This window comes from Aliidongia dinghuensis (assembly GCF_014643535.1).
Lineage (GTDB): Bacteria > Pseudomonadota > Alphaproteobacteria > ATCC43930 > CGMCC-115725 > Aliidongia > Aliidongia dinghuensis.
In genome coordinates this window covers 263,115-279,087 of sequence record NZ_BMJQ01000010.1, presented here as the reverse complement: position 1 = coordinate 279,087, position 15,973 = coordinate 263,115, and the positions used below count along the sequence as shown (strand labels likewise).

15 protein-coding genes are annotated in these 15,973 nt (G+C 67.6%); 7 read left to right on the top strand and 8 right to left on the bottom strand.

The window, feature by feature from the left end:
- Genes IEY58_RS20130 through IEY58_RS20120 form a run of 3 tightly spaced genes read right to left on the bottom strand, consistent with a single transcriptional unit; the run spans window position 1 to window position 5,894 of the window.
- Window positions 1-1,491, bottom strand: a complete 1,491-nt coding sequence (locus IEY58_RS20130) for an efflux transporter outer membrane subunit (RefSeq protein ID WP_189049052.1) — start codon at window positions 1,489-1,491, stop codon at window positions 1-3.
- Complete coding sequence (locus IEY58_RS20125) at window positions 1,488-4,628, bottom strand: efflux RND transporter permease subunit (protein WP_189049050.1); 3,141 nt, start codon at window positions 4,626-4,628, stop codon at window positions 1,488-1,490. Before IEY58_RS20125 ends, IEY58_RS20130 begins: the two co-directional genes overlap by 4 nt.
- 9 nt (window positions 4,629-4,637) lie before the next feature.
- Window positions 4,638-5,894: an efflux RND transporter periplasmic adaptor subunit gene (locus IEY58_RS20120; RefSeq protein ID WP_189049048.1), complete on the bottom strand. Its 1,257-nt coding sequence runs from the start codon at window positions 5,892-5,894 to the stop codon at window positions 4,638-4,640.
- A gap of 289 nt (window positions 5,895-6,183) precedes the next feature.
- On the opposite strand from IEY58_RS20120, the gene IEY58_RS20115 reads away from it, so the two are divergent.
- A complete protein-coding gene (locus IEY58_RS20115; protein ID WP_189049046.1) occupies window positions 6,184-6,756 on the top strand; it encodes a TetR/AcrR family transcriptional regulator in 573 nt (190 codons plus the stop codon).
- A gap of 37 nt (window positions 6,757-6,793) precedes the next feature.
- Here IEY58_RS20115 and IEY58_RS20110 read toward each other — a convergent pair whose 3' ends face one another.
- Entirely contained in the window at window positions 6,794-7,480 is a 687-nt protein-coding gene (locus tag IEY58_RS20110; protein WP_189049044.1) for a glutathione S-transferase family protein, read from the bottom strand.
- A 96-nt stretch (window positions 7,481-7,576) separates the two neighbouring features.
- On the opposite strand from IEY58_RS20110, the gene IEY58_RS20105 reads away from it, so the two are divergent.
- Window positions 7,577-8,155 carry a TetR/AcrR family transcriptional regulator gene (locus tag IEY58_RS20105; RefSeq protein ID WP_229743835.1) on the top strand — a complete coding sequence of 193 codons (579 nt, stop codon included), beginning with the start codon at window positions 7,577-7,579 and terminating at the stop codon, window positions 8,153-8,155.
- A gap of 37 nt (window positions 8,156-8,192) precedes the next feature.
- Here IEY58_RS20105 and IEY58_RS20100 read toward each other — a convergent pair whose 3' ends face one another.
- Window positions 8,193-8,894: a glutathione S-transferase family protein gene (locus IEY58_RS20100; protein WP_189049042.1), complete on the bottom strand. Its 702-nt coding sequence runs from the start codon at window positions 8,892-8,894 to the stop codon at window positions 8,193-8,195.
- Between the two features lie 53 nt (window positions 8,895-8,947).
- Entirely contained in the window at window positions 8,948-9,682 is a 735-nt protein-coding gene (locus tag IEY58_RS20095) for a haloacid dehalogenase type II (protein WP_189049040.1), read from the bottom strand.
- A gap of 427 nt (window positions 9,683-10,109) precedes the next feature.
- Here IEY58_RS20095 and IEY58_RS20090 point away from each other — a divergent pair, with 427 nt between their 5' ends.
- Both IEY58_RS20090 and IEY58_RS20085 read left to right on the top strand, forming a co-directional pair.
- Complete coding sequence (locus IEY58_RS20090; protein ID WP_189049038.1) at window positions 10,110-10,562, top strand: RNA recognition motif domain-containing protein; 453 nt, start codon at window positions 10,110-10,112, stop codon at window positions 10,560-10,562.
- 81 nt (window positions 10,563-10,643) lie between these two features.
- The gene (locus tag IEY58_RS20085) at window positions 10,644-10,817 is read left to right on the top strand and encodes a hypothetical protein (RefSeq protein ID WP_189049036.1); all 174 of its coding nucleotides are present in this window, start codon (window positions 10,644-10,646) and stop codon (window positions 10,815-10,817) included.
- 51 nt (window positions 10,818-10,868) lie between these two features.
- On the opposite strand, the gene IEY58_RS20080 is transcribed toward IEY58_RS20085, so the two are convergent.
- Complete coding sequence (locus tag IEY58_RS20080) at window positions 10,869-11,228, bottom strand: flagellar basal body protein (RefSeq protein WP_189049034.1); 360 nt, start codon at window positions 11,226-11,228, stop codon at window positions 10,869-10,871.
- Window positions 11,229-11,416: 188 nt separating this feature from the next.
- Between IEY58_RS20080 and IEY58_RS20075 the strand changes: the two genes are divergently transcribed.
- The 3 genes from IEY58_RS20075 (at window position 11,417) to IEY58_RS20065 (ending at window position 14,485) form a co-directional block, all read left to right on the top strand.
- Window positions 11,417-12,136 (top strand): 2OG-Fe dioxygenase family protein, encoded by a 720-nt coding sequence (locus tag IEY58_RS20075; protein WP_189049032.1) that lies wholly within the window; start codon window positions 11,417-11,419, stop codon window positions 12,134-12,136.
- Window positions 12,137-12,235: 99 nt separating this feature from the next.
- The gene (locus IEY58_RS20070) at window positions 12,236-13,798 is read left to right on the top strand and encodes a Do family serine endopeptidase (protein ID WP_189049030.1); all 1,563 of its coding nucleotides are present in this window, start codon (window positions 12,236-12,238) and stop codon (window positions 13,796-13,798) included.
- A 216-nt stretch (window positions 13,799-14,014) separates the two neighbouring features.
- Window positions 14,015-14,485 carry a PTS sugar transporter subunit IIA gene (locus IEY58_RS20065; protein WP_189049029.1) on the top strand — a complete coding sequence of 157 codons (471 nt, stop codon included), beginning with the start codon at window positions 14,015-14,017 and terminating at the stop codon, window positions 14,483-14,485.
- 17 nt (window positions 14,486-14,502) lie between these two features.
- Here IEY58_RS20065 and IEY58_RS20060 read toward each other — a convergent pair whose 3' ends face one another.
- Entirely contained in the window at window positions 14,503-15,972 is a 1,470-nt protein-coding gene (locus IEY58_RS20060; protein ID WP_189049027.1) for an efflux transporter outer membrane subunit, read from the bottom strand.
- Window position 15,973: the final 1 nt, after the last annotated feature.

The following is a 15,973-nucleotide window of genomic DNA, read 5'->3' as shown; positions in this document are numbered from 1 at the left end:
TCACCCCTTGTCCGCGACGCGCTCGGCGGCGGGCGGGACGTCCCAGCCGCCGCCGAGTGCCCGGAACGTGCTCACCGCAGCACGCGCGGCATCCGCCCGGTTGCTGTCGAGATCGTCGCGCGCCGTGAGCAACTGCCGGTCGGCGTCGAGCACGTCGGTCAGCGTGATGGCGCCGGCCTGATAGGCCGTCTGCGACAGGTCGCGGGAGCGCGTCAGCGCGTCCACCTCGCCCTCGAGCTCGACGACATGCGCCTCCGTCTGAGACAGCGAGACGAGCGCATTCTCGACGTCCTCGGCCGCCTTCAGGGCCGCCTCACGGTATTGGGCCAGCGCCTCGGCATTGGCGCCGCGTGCCTGGGCGACCTCGGCATCGACCTTGCCGAAGTCGAAGAGGCGCCAGCTCACGGCACCGGTGCCGATCGGCTGGAACGCCTTGTTGCTGAACAGATGGTTCAAGCTCACGCTGTCGAAACCGAGCGCGCCCGAGAGCGAGATCTTCGGGTAATAGTCGGCGATCGCGGCGCCGATCTGTTCGTTCGACGCCGCGAGCCGGCGCTCGGCCGCGATGATGTCGGGCCGGCGACGCAGCACGTCGAGCGGCTTGTCGTCGCCGCCGATCGCCGGGATCGCCGGAATGTCGCCCGGCTTGCCGAGTTCCTTGGCATAAGTGCCCGGCTGCACGCCCATCAGCACGTCGAGCCGGTTCAATTGCGCCTCGAGCCCGATCTTGAGCGGTGGCAGCGAGGCCGTTGCTTGCTTGAGCAGCGCCTCGGCCTGAGCGACTTCCCGGGCATCCGACTGGCCCAGGCGATGTCGCGACTCGACCAGGCTCAGGAGATGGGCGTCAGTGTCGATCTGGTCCTGCGCGACCGCGATCCGTGCCTGATAGCCCCGCACCTGCAGATAGGCATCGGCCGCGTCGGCGGCGACCGAGATGCGCGTGCCCGCCTGGTCGGCTTCGGCCGCCTGCTCTTCGTCATCAGCCGCATTCTCGCCGCGCTTCAGGCCGCCGAACAGATCGATCTCCCAGCTCGCTGCCGGCCCGACGGTATATTCCCGCTGGTAGCGGTTGTAGCCGGGAAAACCCTTGGCCACGCTGCCGAGCGGGCTTTCCAGGCTCTGGCGCTGCGCCGTCGCCGACGCATTGAGATCGACCGTCGGCAGCAGCTGCGCGCCCGCGGCCGCGGCCGCGGCGCGGGCCTGCTGGACTCGGGCCAAGGCCGCCGCCAGGTCGAGGTTCTGGTCGAGCGCGCGCTCGACGACGGTCACCAGCATCGGGTCGTTGAAGCCGGTCCACCATTGGTCGAGCTGGGGCGCCGGCGTCGCGGTCTTGCGGGCATCGACCGCGGCGGCATTGTGGAACGGCGCCAGTTCCGTCGTGGGTGCCACATAGTCCGGGCCCACGGTGCAGCCGGCGAGGCCGACGGCAAGCGCGAGGCCGGCCGCCGCCGTCCTCATGGGCCGGGGGGCGGTGCTGACGGCGGTTGTCATGCGTGGTCCTTCCGGCCGAGCCGGCGAATGAAGGTGTAGAAGGCGGGCGTGAACAGCAGGCCGAAACCGGTGACGCCGATCATGCCGAACAGCACGGCGGTGCCGAGCGACTGACGCATCTCGGCACCGGCGCCGGTCGCAACCGCAAGCGGCGCCACGCCCAGGATGAAGGCGAAGGAGGTCATGAGGATGGGACGCAGGCGCGTGCGCGCCGCATGCACCGCCGCCTCGCCGGCGGGGGCCCCGTCCTCGTCCTGCTTCTGGCGGGCGAACTCGACAATCAGGATCGCGTTCTTGGCGGCCAATCCCACCAGCACGACGAAGCCGATCTGCGCCAGGATGTCGATCGACATGCCGCGCATGATGATCCCCGTGACCGAGGCGAGCAGGCACATGGGCACGATCAGCACGATCGACAGCGGCAGCTTCCAGCTCTCGTACTGGGCGACCAGCACGAGGAAGACGAAGAGGGCTGCGGCGCCGAACACCAAGAGCGTGGGCGTGCCCTTCTGCTGCTGCTGATAGGCGAGGTCGGTCCATTCGAACGCGATGCCCTTGGGCAGCACCTGGGTCGCCAGCTCCTCCATCCGGTGCAGCGCCGTGCCCGTGGCGACCCCCGGAGCGGCCACGCCCTGGACCTCGGCCGCCGGGAACAGGTTGTAGCGCGGCACGCGATAGGGGATCGTCCGGTCACGCATCTCGGCCACGGTGCCGATCGGCACCATTTCACCAACCGCGTTGCGGGCCTTGAGGCGCGAGATGTCGGAGGGCGTGCGCCGGAACGAGCCGTCGCCCTGCACGATCACCTCGTAGCTGCGGCCCAGGTAGTTGAAGTCGTTGACATATTGCGAGCCCATGTAGACCTGGAGCGTCGAAAACACGTCGGTCGGCGTGAGCCCCACTTTCTCGGCCTTCAACCGGTCGATGTCGGCATAGACCGAGGGCGAGCCGTTGTTGAAGAGCGTGAACACGCCGGCGAAGTCCGGGTCCTTGTTCGCGGCGGCGACGAGCGTGCGCGCCGCCTTGACCAGCGCGTCCGAGCCGAGGCCCGCGCGGTCTTCCAGCATCAGCTTGAAGCCGCCGGCGCTGCCCAGGCCCTGGACCGGCGGCGGCGGGATGGTCAGCACGAACGCGTCCTTGATGACCGAGAGCCGTTTCCGGAGGTCGGCCAGCACCATGTTCGCGTTCACGCCCGGCATGTCGTGGTTATAGAGCGACGGCAGGGCGGAGAAGATCGTGGCCGCGTTGGACGCGACGGTGAAGGTGGTGGCATCGAGGCCGGCGAACGGCGCCACATGCTCGACGCCCTTGGTGCCGAGGATGATGTCGATGCCGCGCTGCACGACCTTCTCGGTCCGGGCCAAGGTCGAGCCGGGCGGCAGCTGGATGACGTTGATGAGGTAGCCCTGGTCCTGCTCCGGGATGTAGCCGGTCGGCGTGCTGGCGAATTCGAGGCCCGCAACGCCGATCAGGCCGACATAGACGACGAGCACGATCGCCGTGCCGCGCACCAGCCGGCGGGTGAGCCCGCTGTAGCCTAAAGACAGCCGCTCGAAGCCGCGGTTGAAGCCGCCGAACGCGGCGTGGAGCCAGCGCGTCGCGCGATTGGCGTGGCTGTCGTCATGAACATAGTGCGGCTTGAACAGCACGGCGCAGAGCGCCGGGCTCAAGGTCAGCGACACGAAGCAGGAGATGACCGTCGAGGCCGAGATCGTGACGGCGAATTGCCGGAAGAACAGGCCCGTGATGCCGGAGAGGAAGGCCGACGGCACGAACACGGCGCAGAGCGTCAGCGCGATCGCAATGAGCGCGCCGCCGACCTCGTCCATGGTGCGGTGTGCTGCTTCGAGCGGCGACATGCCATCGCGCATGTTGCGCTCGACGTTCTCGACCACGACGATCGCGTCGTCGACCACGATGCCGACCGCCAGCACCAGGCCGAACAGCGACAGGTTGTTGATCGAGATGCCGGCGGCGGCGAGGACGGTAAAGGTGCCGACGAGCGAGACCGGGATCGCGATCACCGGGATGATGGTCGCGCGCCAGCTCTGCAGGAACACGAACACCACGCCCACGACCAGCAGGATCGCGACGAAGATCGTCCAGATGACCTCGTTCACCGAGTTCTGGATGAACGTGGTCGGGTCGTAGATGATGATCGAGTCGACGCCCGGCGGGAAATCCTTCTTCAGCGTGTCGACCTCGCCCAACACCTCATGCTCGACCGCGAGCGAGTTGGCGCCGGGCTGGGCATAGATGAGCAGGGTCGCGGCGTTGGCATGGTCCATATAGGCCGTGCTGCCGTAGTCGGCGGCGCCGACCTCGACCCGGCCGATGTCGCGGACGCGGGTGACTCGGCCGTTCGCATCGGACTTGACGATGATGTCGGCAAACTGGTCGGGCGAGGCCAGCCGGCCCAGGGCCTCGATATTGACCTGGTAAGCCTCGTCGCCGGCCGTCGGCGGCTGGTTCAGGATACCGGCCGAGACCTGCAGGTTCTGTGCGCGCAGCGCCGCCAGCACCTCGCTCGCGTTGATGTCATGCACCGCCGCCTTGTCCGGGTCGAGCCAGATACGCATGGCATATTCGCGGGCACCCTGGAACTGCACGTCGCCGACGCCTTGGAGCCGCGCGAGAGCGTCCTTGATGTGCAGCGTCGCGTAGTTCGAGAGATAGAGCGTGTCGCGCGTCTTGTCCGGCGAATAGAGATGGACGGCCAAGAGGATGCTGGGCGTCGATTTCCTCACCTGCACGCCCAGGCGCTGCACGTCGTCGGGTAGGCGCGACAGCGCGTCCTGCACCCGGTTCTGGGTCAGGTTCAGCGCCACGTTCAGGTCCGTGCCGATGCGGAACGTCACGGTGATGGTGAGGTTGCCGTCGCCGGTCGACTGGCTGCTCATGTAGAGCATGTTCTCCACGCCGTTGATCTGCTGCTCGAGCGGCGTTGCGACCGTGCGCGCGACCGTCTCGGCCGAGGCGCCGGGGTAGGAGGTCGTGATTTGCACGGTCGGCGGCACGATTTCCGGATATTGCGCGACCGGCAGGATCGCGAGCGCGCCCAGGCCGAGCAGGGTCACAAAGATACTGAGCACCGTCGCGAAGCGCGGCCGGTCGATGAAGAAATGAGTGAGGCGCATGGGTCTGGCTCAGTCCTGACCTTGGGCCGTTTGGCCGGCGGTTGCGGCGGCGAACTGGATCGCGCCGTCCTGCGGCGAGACCTTCGCGCCGGGTGCCGCGAAGGGAATGCCCTCGATGATTACCTTGTCGGTCGGCGTGAGGCCGGAGCGGATGATGCGCAGGCCGCCGCGCATATCGCCGATCTGCACCGGCTTCGGTGTCACGATCCCGTCCGGGGAGACCGTCAGCACGATATGTTCCGACTGGTCGGGCAGCACGGCCGCGTCCGGGACCAGCAGGGCCGCGACCGGCGTGCCGACGGAGAGCCGCACGCGGGCGAACTCGCCGGGCGTCAGCAGCAGGTCGGCGTTCGGCACGGTTGCGCGGGCATGGAGCGTGCCGCTGGACCGGTCGAGCACATTGTCGACGAAGTCGAGCGTGCCCTGCCGGCCGAAATCGCGCTCGTCACTGAGCTCGACCTCGACCTTGTCGGCGAGCGGGCCTTTCTGCTTGGCGCGATCGCGTGAAAAGGCGAGGTAGTCGCTCTCGCTCATGTCGAAATTGAGGTAGATCGGATCGACCGAGACGATCGTCGCGAGCAAGGTGGTGGGGCTCGTCGCGGTCCGGCTGCCGGCGACCAGGTTGCCGACGGAGACCTGGTGCGTACCGATGCGCCCGGTGAACGGCGCCGCGATCCGGCAATGCTCGAGGTCGAACCGGGCGTCCTGGATCTGCGCCTTGGCGTCGTCCACGGCACCCTGGGCCGCCTGCTGGTCGGCCGTGCGCTGCTCGACGTTTTCCGTGGAGCCGGCATCGCTCTTCTTCAGCGCCTGGGCACGGGCCAGTTCGCGATTGGCAAGCTCGAGCCGCGCCGTGGCGCTCTCCAGCTGTGCCGTCGCCTGGGCGAGCCGATATTCGTAGGGGCGCGGATCGATGACGAAGAGCAGGTCGCCCTTGTGGACGATGTCGCCGTCCTTGAAACGGATCTCGGTCAAGGTGCCGCCGACCTGGGCCCTGAGCTCGACCTGGTCGACTGCCGAGAATTGGCCGAGGAAGCCGAGCCGGGAATCGAGCGTGCGTTCGAGCGGCTTGCTCACCACGACCTGGGGCGGCGCCGGCGGGCCGGCGTGCTCCGCGGCCTCGCTCGCGTGATAGGAATAGGCGAACCACGCGACGCCGGCCGCCGCAATCACGGCGCCGGTGCCGGCCCAGAGTTTGACCGGCGCCCGTCGGCCGGCTCGCCCGCCTTGCTGTCCGGCGCCCGGCCGGCTGCTTGCTTCGCTCACTTTTTCGCTCTCTCCGTTCCGCGGAACTTGCCCGCCCGGTTTCGCTGGAGCTGGCCGGACCGGCGGCAGCGCCAGGTCGACCGGCGGCTGAGGGATTGTTGGTATAGAGGGTGCATGCCCTCTATATTGCGGCGTTAGATGGTGCGTGCCATCTAAAGGTCAAGAGAGGATCGCCAACCACAATCGGTCCGCGATGCAGGCCAGATACGATTCGAAATCCGGTTAGAGGGTGCCCATAATCAAAACCACGAAGCGGCGCCCAAGCCGCCTGGTGGAAGAGTTACGACGCATGAAGAAATCACGGGCCGAGACCGCCGAGACGCGGCGGCGGATCGTTGCCGCGGCCGCGGAGGAATTCCGCAAGAACGGCATTCACGAGACGAGCCTCTGCGAGCTCATGGCGGCCGCGGGCATGACCGAAGGCGGTTTCTACCGGCACTTCAATTCAAAGGACCAGCTGGTCGCGGAGGCCTGCGCCGCCGGATTGAAGTCGACCGCGGAGGCGATCAAGGCCGCGGCCGAGGACGGCGACGGCAAGACCGGCCTAGAGGCGATCGTCGAGACCTATCTCTCGCCCGAGCATCAACGGGACCGATGGCAAGGGTGCCCGTTCGTGTCGCTCGGCAGCGAGATGGCGCGCGCCGACGAGGCGACGCGCGCGGCCGCGACCGAGGGGTTCAAGCGGCTGGTCGACGTCGTCGCGACGCAATGTCCCGAGAACGATCCGGCGATCGCGAAGGAGCGCGCCGAATTCATCCTCTGCTCGCTGGTCGGCGTCATGACGATGGCACGCTTGGTGACGGATCCCGACCTGGCGATCGCCATCGTGGAGAACACCAGGAAATATCTCGCCAAGGCCTGAGCCGACCCGCGCCGCCGACGCCCCCAAGTAGGAAGGCCTAGAACCCCAGTCGTCGAAGATCGTCCGCGACCAGCGTCTGGCCGCTTCGGCTCCTGACACTCGGGATGTCCGCGACCTTCGCCCGCCATTTGGCGAGCGACGTCAAGTCGGCGGGGGCCGCGAGGCCGGCGACCTCGGCGAAGGCCAGGCCCATGAAGACTGTGATATCGGCCATGGAGAAGCTTTCGCCGGCGACGAACGGCCGGCCGCTCAGGATCTGGTCGAAATAGCGCATGCCGCGCAGCGCCCGCTCGCCCTCGCGCCGGCCCCAGTCCGCTCGATGCGCCCAGTCAGGGCTCTTGTGCGCCTGCAGCGTGGGGCCGAGGCCAGGCGTCGCATGATGGAAATAGTGGCCGACCGCGTCGATCAGTTCGGCCTCGGCCCGCCGCTGCATCATGTGAATGACGCCCTTGTCCCGCGCGGTGGTGCCGGTCAGGGTCGGCTGGCCGTCGAGATTATCGAGATATTCGGTGATCGCCGTGCATTCCGACAGCAGCGTGCCGTCGTCGAGCTCCAGCACGGGGATGACCCCCGACGGGTTCTTAGCGAGGAACGCCTCGCTCTTGTGCTCGGCGCCGATCACGTCGACGGGCATGAATTCGACCAGCTCGTCCAAACCCTTCGCTGCCAGCACAACGCGGATGCGGCCGGCGTTGGGGAAACCGGAACGGTCGTACAGCTTCATCTTCATCTCCTCTGAACTTACCAATCGATAGGTAAGCTCCCAGCGATATGAGCCTTGTCATGCGGCGAGTCAAGCTCTATCTACCGATTGGTAAGTTTGGAGATCGACGTGGCGACACCGGATACCCGCGAGGAGATCATGGGCCTAGCCAAGAGGACCGTGCAGGCCCGCGGTTACAACGCGCTCAGCTTTCGCGAGCTGGCGAAGGAAATCGGCGTGACCAGCGCCAGCATCCACTATCACTTTCCGACGAAAGGCGATCTCGCCGCCGCACTGGCGCGGCGCTATACGGAGGACGGTGCGCGCTATCTGGAAGAATTACTGGGTTCCGGCGCCGATGATGCGGCGTGCATGCGCCAGTACGCCGAGATCTTCCGGGCGGCGCTGTTGAACGGCAACCGCATGTGCCTGTGCGGCATCATGGCGGCCGAGCGCGACGACCTGCCTGATGCGGTCCGGGTCGAGGTCGACCGGTTCATCGACATGAACGTCACGTGGTTGACGAAGGTACTCTCCCGGGCCGAGACCGCAGCCCCGATCGCCGAACGTCGGGGTCGGGCCCTGGCGGTGTTCGCGGCGATTGAGGGTGCCCAGCTGATGGCGCGGGGGCGTGGCGACGTCGCGGCGTTCGACGACGCGATCGCCGCCTATCGGCACGCCGGGCTCGTGCCCTGAGTATCCGTCGCCGGATGAAATCCGGCGGCCGGCGCCGTCAGGCCGCCGGCGGGTAGTTCGACGGGAACATGGCGCGCCGGGCTTCCTCGTCCATCTCCTGCTTGAACTTGTGGTCGCTGCCGACGGCACGCGCGCGGGCGACGGCCGGCCGGCTGTTGATCGACTGGAACCAGCGCTTCAGGTTCGGGAAGGGGGCGAGCGGGTCGTCGTCACCCGGCAGCGCCACGGCCGCCCGGTCGAGCCAGCCCCAGGCCGACATGTCGACGATCGTGTAGCTCTCGCCGACGATCGTGGTGCGTCCGCCCAGATGCTTGTCGAGCACCTCGTAGTGGCGCTGGACCTCGCGGCGGTAGCGGTTGATGGCATAGGGCAGGGGCTCGGGTGCGGCCCGCTGGAAATGCACCGCCTGGCCGGAATAGGGGCCGATGCCGCTCGAGACGAAGAACAGCCAGGACAGGAGCTCGCCCCGGTCGGCCGGCGTGCCGACGAAGCGGTCGAGCTTGTCGCCCAGGTAGAGCAGGATGGCGCTTGAATCGAACACCCGGACCTCACCGCCGATGCCGTCGGTATCGACGATGGCCGGCAGCTTGCCGTTCGGATTGATCGCGCGGAACGACGGCGCGTGCTGCTCGCCCTTGCGCGTGTCGACCGGCACGACCTCGTAGGGCAGGCCGACCTCCTCGAGGAACAGCGCCACCTTCAATGGATTGGGCGTCGGATGGAAATAGAACCGGATCATGATCTTCCCTGGATTGTTGACCGACCGATCGATTATTCCCGACTTTCCCTGCCTCAGGGAACCATCGCCTTCAGGAGCGGCGCGAGGTCGGTGAGGCGCGCCACCCGCCAGTCGGGCTCCAGGCCCAGCCGCTCGGCCTGGCCGCGCACCAAGCGGGCGAACTCGGCCGGGCCGACGTCGGAATTCTGCGGAGCCGGCGCGCCCGCCGTCCGCTCGATGCGCGCCACCTTGAAGCCGAACTGCTTGGCACCGGCCACGTCGAACCCGTTCGACGAGACGAACAGCACCTCGTCCGGGGCGACGCCCAGCGCGGGCTCGACCAGCGCGTAGCAGGCGGGATCCGGCTTGAAGCTGCGGGCCCGGTCGACGCTGATGACGTCGGCGAAGCGCCCGGCGAGGCCCGACGACTCGACGAGCGCCTCCAGCATCCGCGGGTTGCCGTTCGACAGGATGGCGAGCGTATAGCCGCCGAGCGCATCCAGCGCCTCCTTCGCCTCGGCATAGAGGTCGAGGCGAAGGTATTTGCTCATGAGCGGCTCGCACAGCGCCGCAGTCGGCGTGATGCCGGCGCTCACCAGCGAGAATTCGAGCGCCGCGCGTGTTACCGGCCAGAAATCCTCGTATGTGCCCATCAGGCTGCGCAGCCAGCTGTATTCGAGCTGCTTCAGCCGCCAGAGCTGCGTCACGAGCTCGCCCTTGTCGCCGCACAGGTCGATGGCGAGGCTGCGCACCGACTGCACGTCATAGAGCGTGCCGTAGGCGTCGAAGACGAGCGCGCGAATGGTCATGACGAAGTCTCCCTTGCCGGACGACGAAAGGGATATGGGCAAGCCGCCCGAGTCTCTTTCGTCATCTCCCGTGTCCTGCGCCGTTTGTTTTCAACCGTCAAGATTGTGGTGGATCGCTTCGAAAGCAAAGTAAGCCAACCGTAATCACGATTGTGCGTCACTGCACTGCAATATGAAATTCCACCAATGATTGTGAGAAGCGCGACACACCGCGTTTTTGCAGGTCCGTCATAGGATCATGGCGCGGCTCGGCCTCTCGACGGCGCGTTCGCTGCAGGAATACTTTTCTTGTCCGCAGGCCCGGTTGTCGAGCTTTCGGTCGCTCAGGGCCCTTTTCGCCGGTGTGGCACCGTGCCGGCATGTTTCTCTTCCGATTTATTGCATTGCAGCATAAACTACGACGAATTCCCTGCTCGAAAGACAGCTCATGCGCCCGGTCCCCTTCAAAGGTAACCTCATCGTCACCAATCTGCCCGACGACATGACGGCACCGAAGCTTGCGGATCTGTTCGAGGACTACGGCATTGTAATCGGCGCGGAAATCCGCCAGATCCCGGCGAATTCGGGCCAGGCGCGGATCGGCGTCGTGGCGCTGGCGCCCGATGGCGCCGTCGAAAAGGCGATCAGCGCGGTCGACCGGACCATGGTCGGCAAGCGCAAGATCAAGGTCGGCCGCGCCAAGCCGCCGGCGCCGAAGTCGGCCAAGGCCGCCGCGGCGGCATCCCGGCCGAAGCCCGCGCCGATGCCGGCAGCGGGTCCGGCGCCCGTGCCGCGCCCGTTCGTGGCCGAGGCGCTCGATGGCAAAATCGCCGCGCCTGCGGCAAAAACTGCGCGAACCGTCGTCGTCGAATACAAAAAAAGTCGGATTGTTCGGCCATAAGGCTTATATGCGGTGCGGCCGATCCGTGGGTGGGGCGGTCGAGAGCCACTGTCCTTTTGATTTCGAGATGGTCCAGCCTGCATGAGCGAAGACGTCGAATTGGTGAAAGCTGCACGCTCCCTCATCGAACAGTTTGGCAAGAAGGCCGCCGACCAGGCGCGCAAACGGGCCGAGAACAGCAGCCTCGGCGGCAGCATGTCCGCCGCGCATCAGTGGGAACTGGTGGCGAAGAAAATCGAAGCGATGGCGCGATAGGCCGGGTTTAGGCCGGCATCGTTTCCTCAGGCATCGTTTCCTCTGGCATCGTCAGGTGACGATGTCGATCGCGTCCTTGGCGAGCTTGTCGACCGTCTTCAGCACCTTGGCATTTGCCTCGTAGCTGATCTTGGCGGCAGCGACCGAGATGAGATTGGTCGACAGGTCGCCCCCAGCGCCCCCAAGCTCCTGTTGGGCAAGGGCCTCGTGAACCTGGCCGGCGGCCGGGCCGATCTGGCCGCCCGTCAACGGTGGCGCATTTCCGGACGTCGCTGGGCCGGACGATGTCTCCGACGACGCAATTCCGTCGCTGGCGTTTGCGATATTGGACGCGGCCGTGGCGATGCGGTTCTGCGCAGCCTCGAGGCCACCCAGCGCGTTGGACGAGGCGCTCGCCAGCGAATCCACCATCGTCGTTGCTCCCAAGTTTTCGGTGCCGTTCCGCTCGCCGCGCCACCCTGAGTTGCCATCCTACGCCTGGGGCGCGGTTCTGGGCGGCGAAAATCCCTTGGCCGGTTCGGCCGCAGTTCCGGTCAGGCTAGTAGCGCCGAGTTAACACGGCGTTGAAGACCCTTGGGGGAAGATCCTTGGAGACGGCGATGGACGAGCTTCTGCACCCGATCGCGACCCGGCTCGAGGAGCGCGGCTTCGCGTTCGTCGAGGCGGATGCGATGACTTCGGTCTTTCGGCAGGCCGGCCTGGACGACTGGGCGCGGTTCGCCCAAAGCTGGAACGATCTCGGCCTCGATACCTATATGGCGGACGGCGGCCGCTATCGCCGTCGCCGCCACGCCGCCTTCGCCGTCTCGGCCGCCGGCATCCAGCGCAAGCCGCATCAGCCGCACTATCAGAGCCGCGACTACAACCCGCTGAACGGGGGGCTCGAACGCTGGTTCGAGCCGATCCTGCCCGAGGTGGGGACGCATCCCGCCATGACGGCGATCCTGACCGCGTGCTTCACGCTGTTCGACGGGCTGACGCCGGCCGCGACCCGGCCCGGGGCCTGGCATGTCGAGGTGCACCAGTTCCGCATCGAGGCGCGGGCGGGTGAGGAAGGCCGCCCGACGCCGGAAGGGCTGCATCGCGACGGCGTCGACTGGGTGCTGGTCCTGCTGGTGGCGCGCGACAATATCGCGAGCGGCGTCACGACGATCCACGACATCGATCAGAAGCCGCTCGGCAGCTTCACGCTGAAGCAGCCCCTGGATGCAGCGCTCGTCGATGACGGCCGGGTGTATCACGGCGTGACGCCGGTCGAGCCGCTCGACCCGGCGCAGCCGGCCTATCGCGACGTGCTGGTGGTGACGTTCCGCCGTTGAGGCGTGGCCGGCGCTGATCGGCGGGGTTGTGGTGCGCATTGCGCGCGTGAATTCGCTGAACTATATGCCGTTCAGTGCCCATAACCGCCCGGTGTCGAATTGTCGTTGCGCCTTGTCGTCGATCGGTTCCGTAACCCAGGATTGCTCGTTGCCGTTGCCGGGCTGATGTTGACGGTGGGGGCGCCCGCCCAGGCGGAAACCGCCGCCGAGGCGGCCAAGAAAGCGCCGCCGGCTGCAGCCCCGATCCCGCTGCCGACCCTGTCGCCGCTGGTGAAGCGCGTGCTGCCCTCGGTCGTCAATATCGTCGCCGAGGTCCCGGCCGAGGCGTCCGGCGACGGCAACGACATCGCCGGCAGCGAGGGCGGGCAGGGCGAAACGCCGTTCGACGAGTTCATGCGTCGCTATTTCGGCGAGCACGGTCAGCCGGTCCCGCCGTCGACGCCGCGGCCTGGCCAGAAGAACATCTCGCTCGGCTCCGGCTTCATCGTCGATCCAGCCGGCTTCGTCGTGACCAACAACCACGTCATCACGAACGCGAACAAGGTCACGGTCGTGTACCAGGACAATTCCCGGCATCCGGCAACCATCGTCGGGACCGACCCCAAGACCGACCTTGCCGTGCTCAAGATCGCGACCAAGGTCAAGCTGCCGGCGCTCACCTGGGGCGACAGCGACAAGATCGAGGTCGGCGACTGGGTGATGACGGTCGGCAATCCGTTCGGGCTCGGCGGCACGGTGACGACCGGCATCGTCTCCGCCCTCGGCCGCGACATCCAGCACGGGCCGTTCGACGATTTCCTGCAGATCGACGCGCCAATCAACCGCGGCAGTTCGGGCGGGCCGACCTTCGACACGTCGGGCCGCGTCGTCGGCATCAACACGGCGATTTATTCGCCGTCCGGCGGCAACATCGGCATCGGCTTCGCCATCCCGTCCAGCATCGCCCGGCTGGTCGTAAAGCATCTGCAGGAGGAAGGCCACGCGAACCACGGCTATCTGGGCGTCAGCGTCCAGGTCGTCGGGCCGGAGATCGCCGGTGCGCTGCACCAGGATCCGGACGATCCGCAGGGTCTGATCGTGGTCGAGGTCGTGCCGGGCGCGCCGGCCGACCAGGCGGGCCTGCAGGTCGGCGACGTGATCAAGAGCGCCGACGGCCATCTGACCCAGGCGGTGCACGATATCTCGCGCCTGGTCGGCCGCGCGCGGGTCGGCGACAAGCTCACGTTCAGCGTCGACCGCGACGGCACGCCGCTCAAGATCGAGGCGATCGTCGCGAAGGCGCTCCGGAACGATCCGAACGCCGAGGCGGCGGCCCCCACGGCCATGACCGGGGCGACCCAGGCCAACAGCGCCCGCGGGCTGTGGTTCGCGGCGCTGACCGCCGACGTGCGCCAGGAGGACAATCTGACGCCGGAAGCGCCGGGCGTCGTGATCGGTGGCATCGCCGACGACAGTCCCGCCGCGGCGGCCGGCCTCCTGCCCGGCGACGTCATCCTGTCGATCTCCCGGTTGCCGGTCGAAGACCCGCAGGATGCGGCCGAGAAATTGCGGCTGGCGTCGGCGACCGGCGACGTGCTGGTGCTCATCAACCGGCACGGCTCGACACTGTTCATGGCCATCTCGGCCGACGCCGATCCCAAGGGCGGGCCTGCGAAGAAATAGTCTCGAGGGCAGCCCTGGAACGGGGCCGTCTTTGATATTTCACGGCCTTTGATACTTCACGGCCTTTGATACTTCACGGTCGGGACGCATATCGAATTTTCATGCGCTTTCGGCCCAAGGTTCGGCGTTGCGGCAGGGCCACGGGGGATCCTGAGAGCGATCTTGCCGACCGCCGCGCCGTCTCGACCGCTGCCCGTGCAAGATGACGTTTGCAACATGACATTCCCGCTGGATCTGCTGCCGCCCGACCGCGTGTTCGGCGGGCTCAGCGCCACGAGCAAGGCCGAGGCCCTCGGCCAACTCGCCGCCCGAGCCGCCGCGGCGTTGGGCCTGCCGACGGGCCTCGTGCTTCAGTCGCTGCTGTGGCGCGAGGCGCTGGGCTCGACCGCGATCGGCCATGGCGTCGCCATCCCGCATGCGGTGTTGCCGGTGCTCGACCACAGCTTCGCGCTGTTCGCGCGCGCGGCGGTACCAATCCCGTTCGACGGGGTCGACGGCCGGCCGGTCTCGGCGATCTTCCTGCTGCTGACGCCGGAGGATTGCGCCGCCGAAAGCACGCATCTGCTGGCGCAGGTCTGCCGCGGCCTACGCGATCCGCAGGCGCTGCCGGCGCTCGACCGGGCGGGCTCCGATGCGGCGCTATACGCCACCCTGACCGGCCTGCTCGTCGGGCGCCGGGCCGCCTGACGGAGAGGGCGCTACGGTCAGGGCGCCGCGGCCACCACGGGCGGCGGGTCGAAGTCCACACCCTGCCAGCCGCCGCCCAGCGCCTTGTAGAGCGCGATTACATCCTGGACCAGGGCGAGGCGGCTCTGCGCCTCGAGATCCTCGGCCGCGAAGGCGGCGCGCTCGCTGTCCAGCACCTTGAGGAAGTCGGTGAGGCCGGCGCTATAGAGCTTCGTCGCGCGATCCTGCGCCAGGTCGCTGTCGGCCGCCGCCTCCTTGAGCGTGCCGTTGCGCTCCGTCTCGGTCTGGAAATTGACGAGCGCGTCCTCGACGTCGCGGAACGCGCCGCGCACGGTCTCCTCATAGCCGATGCGCGACGCCTCCGCGGCGGCCTTGGCGCTTTCGATCCGGGCGTCGGTCTTGCCGCCGTCATAAATAAGCGTGCCGGCGGCGAGGCCGACCGACCAGTCGAGGCTCTTTGCCAGGAACAGGCTGCCGATGGTGCCCGAGGTCGGCTCCAGCATCAGCGGGATCGAGAAATGCGGGAACAGGTCGGCCGTCGCGACGCCGATGCGCGCGGTCGCGGCGGCGTAGCGTCGCTCGGCCCGGCGGATGTCCGGCCGATTGACCAGCGTCTCCGACGGCAGCGCCACCGGCAGGGTCGCCGGCACGGCCATCAGGGGTGCCGGCTTCGAGAGCTCCTTCTCGAGATCGCCCGGGAAGCCGCCGAGGAGCAGGGCGATCGCATGGGCAAGCCGTGCGATCGACGCGCGCAAGGCCGGCGGGGCGGCCCGGACATTGTCCCATTGCGCGCGCGCCTGGGCGACCTCGAGATCCGTGCCGAGTCCGCGCTGGAACTCCTGCTGCGTCAGGTCGAACGCCTTGCGCGACGCCTCGATGTTGCGATTGGCGATGTCGAGGCGCAGCTGGCTGGCGCGCAGGCTGGCATAGTCGCCGGCGAGCTCGCCCAAGAGGCTCACCAGGATCGCGCGCCGGTCCTCGATCGCGGCGCCGATATCGGCGTCCGCCGCCTCTTTCGCCCGGCGCGTGCCGCCGAAGATGTCGATTTCCCACGAGGCGTCGAAGCCCAGTTCCCAGGTGCGGTACTGGCCGATGCCGGGCGGATAGTCGACCGTCGTGCTCGAGTTGGATTGCAGCCGCGCCGCCTTGGCCTGGACCTGCGGATAATCGACCGAACCAGCGATGGCGCGGGCCGCGCGCGCCTCGATAAGCCGCTGCCGGGCGATCTTAAGGTCCTCGTTGCCGGCGATTACCTGCTCGACCAGCCGGTTGAGCACCGGGTCGTTGAACGAGGCCCACCAGTTCCTGAGGCGCTCGAGTGCCACCTGGTCGGTCCCGGGTGGTTTCGCCTCGGTCCAATCGGCCGGCACCGCCATCTCGTCCGGCTTGTAGTCCGGGCCGACCGTGCAGGCGGCGGCGAGGCCGGCGAGGACGAACGGGCAGAGGCGGTGGAGCAGGGGGCGGTGGATGAGCGGGCGACGGCGCACG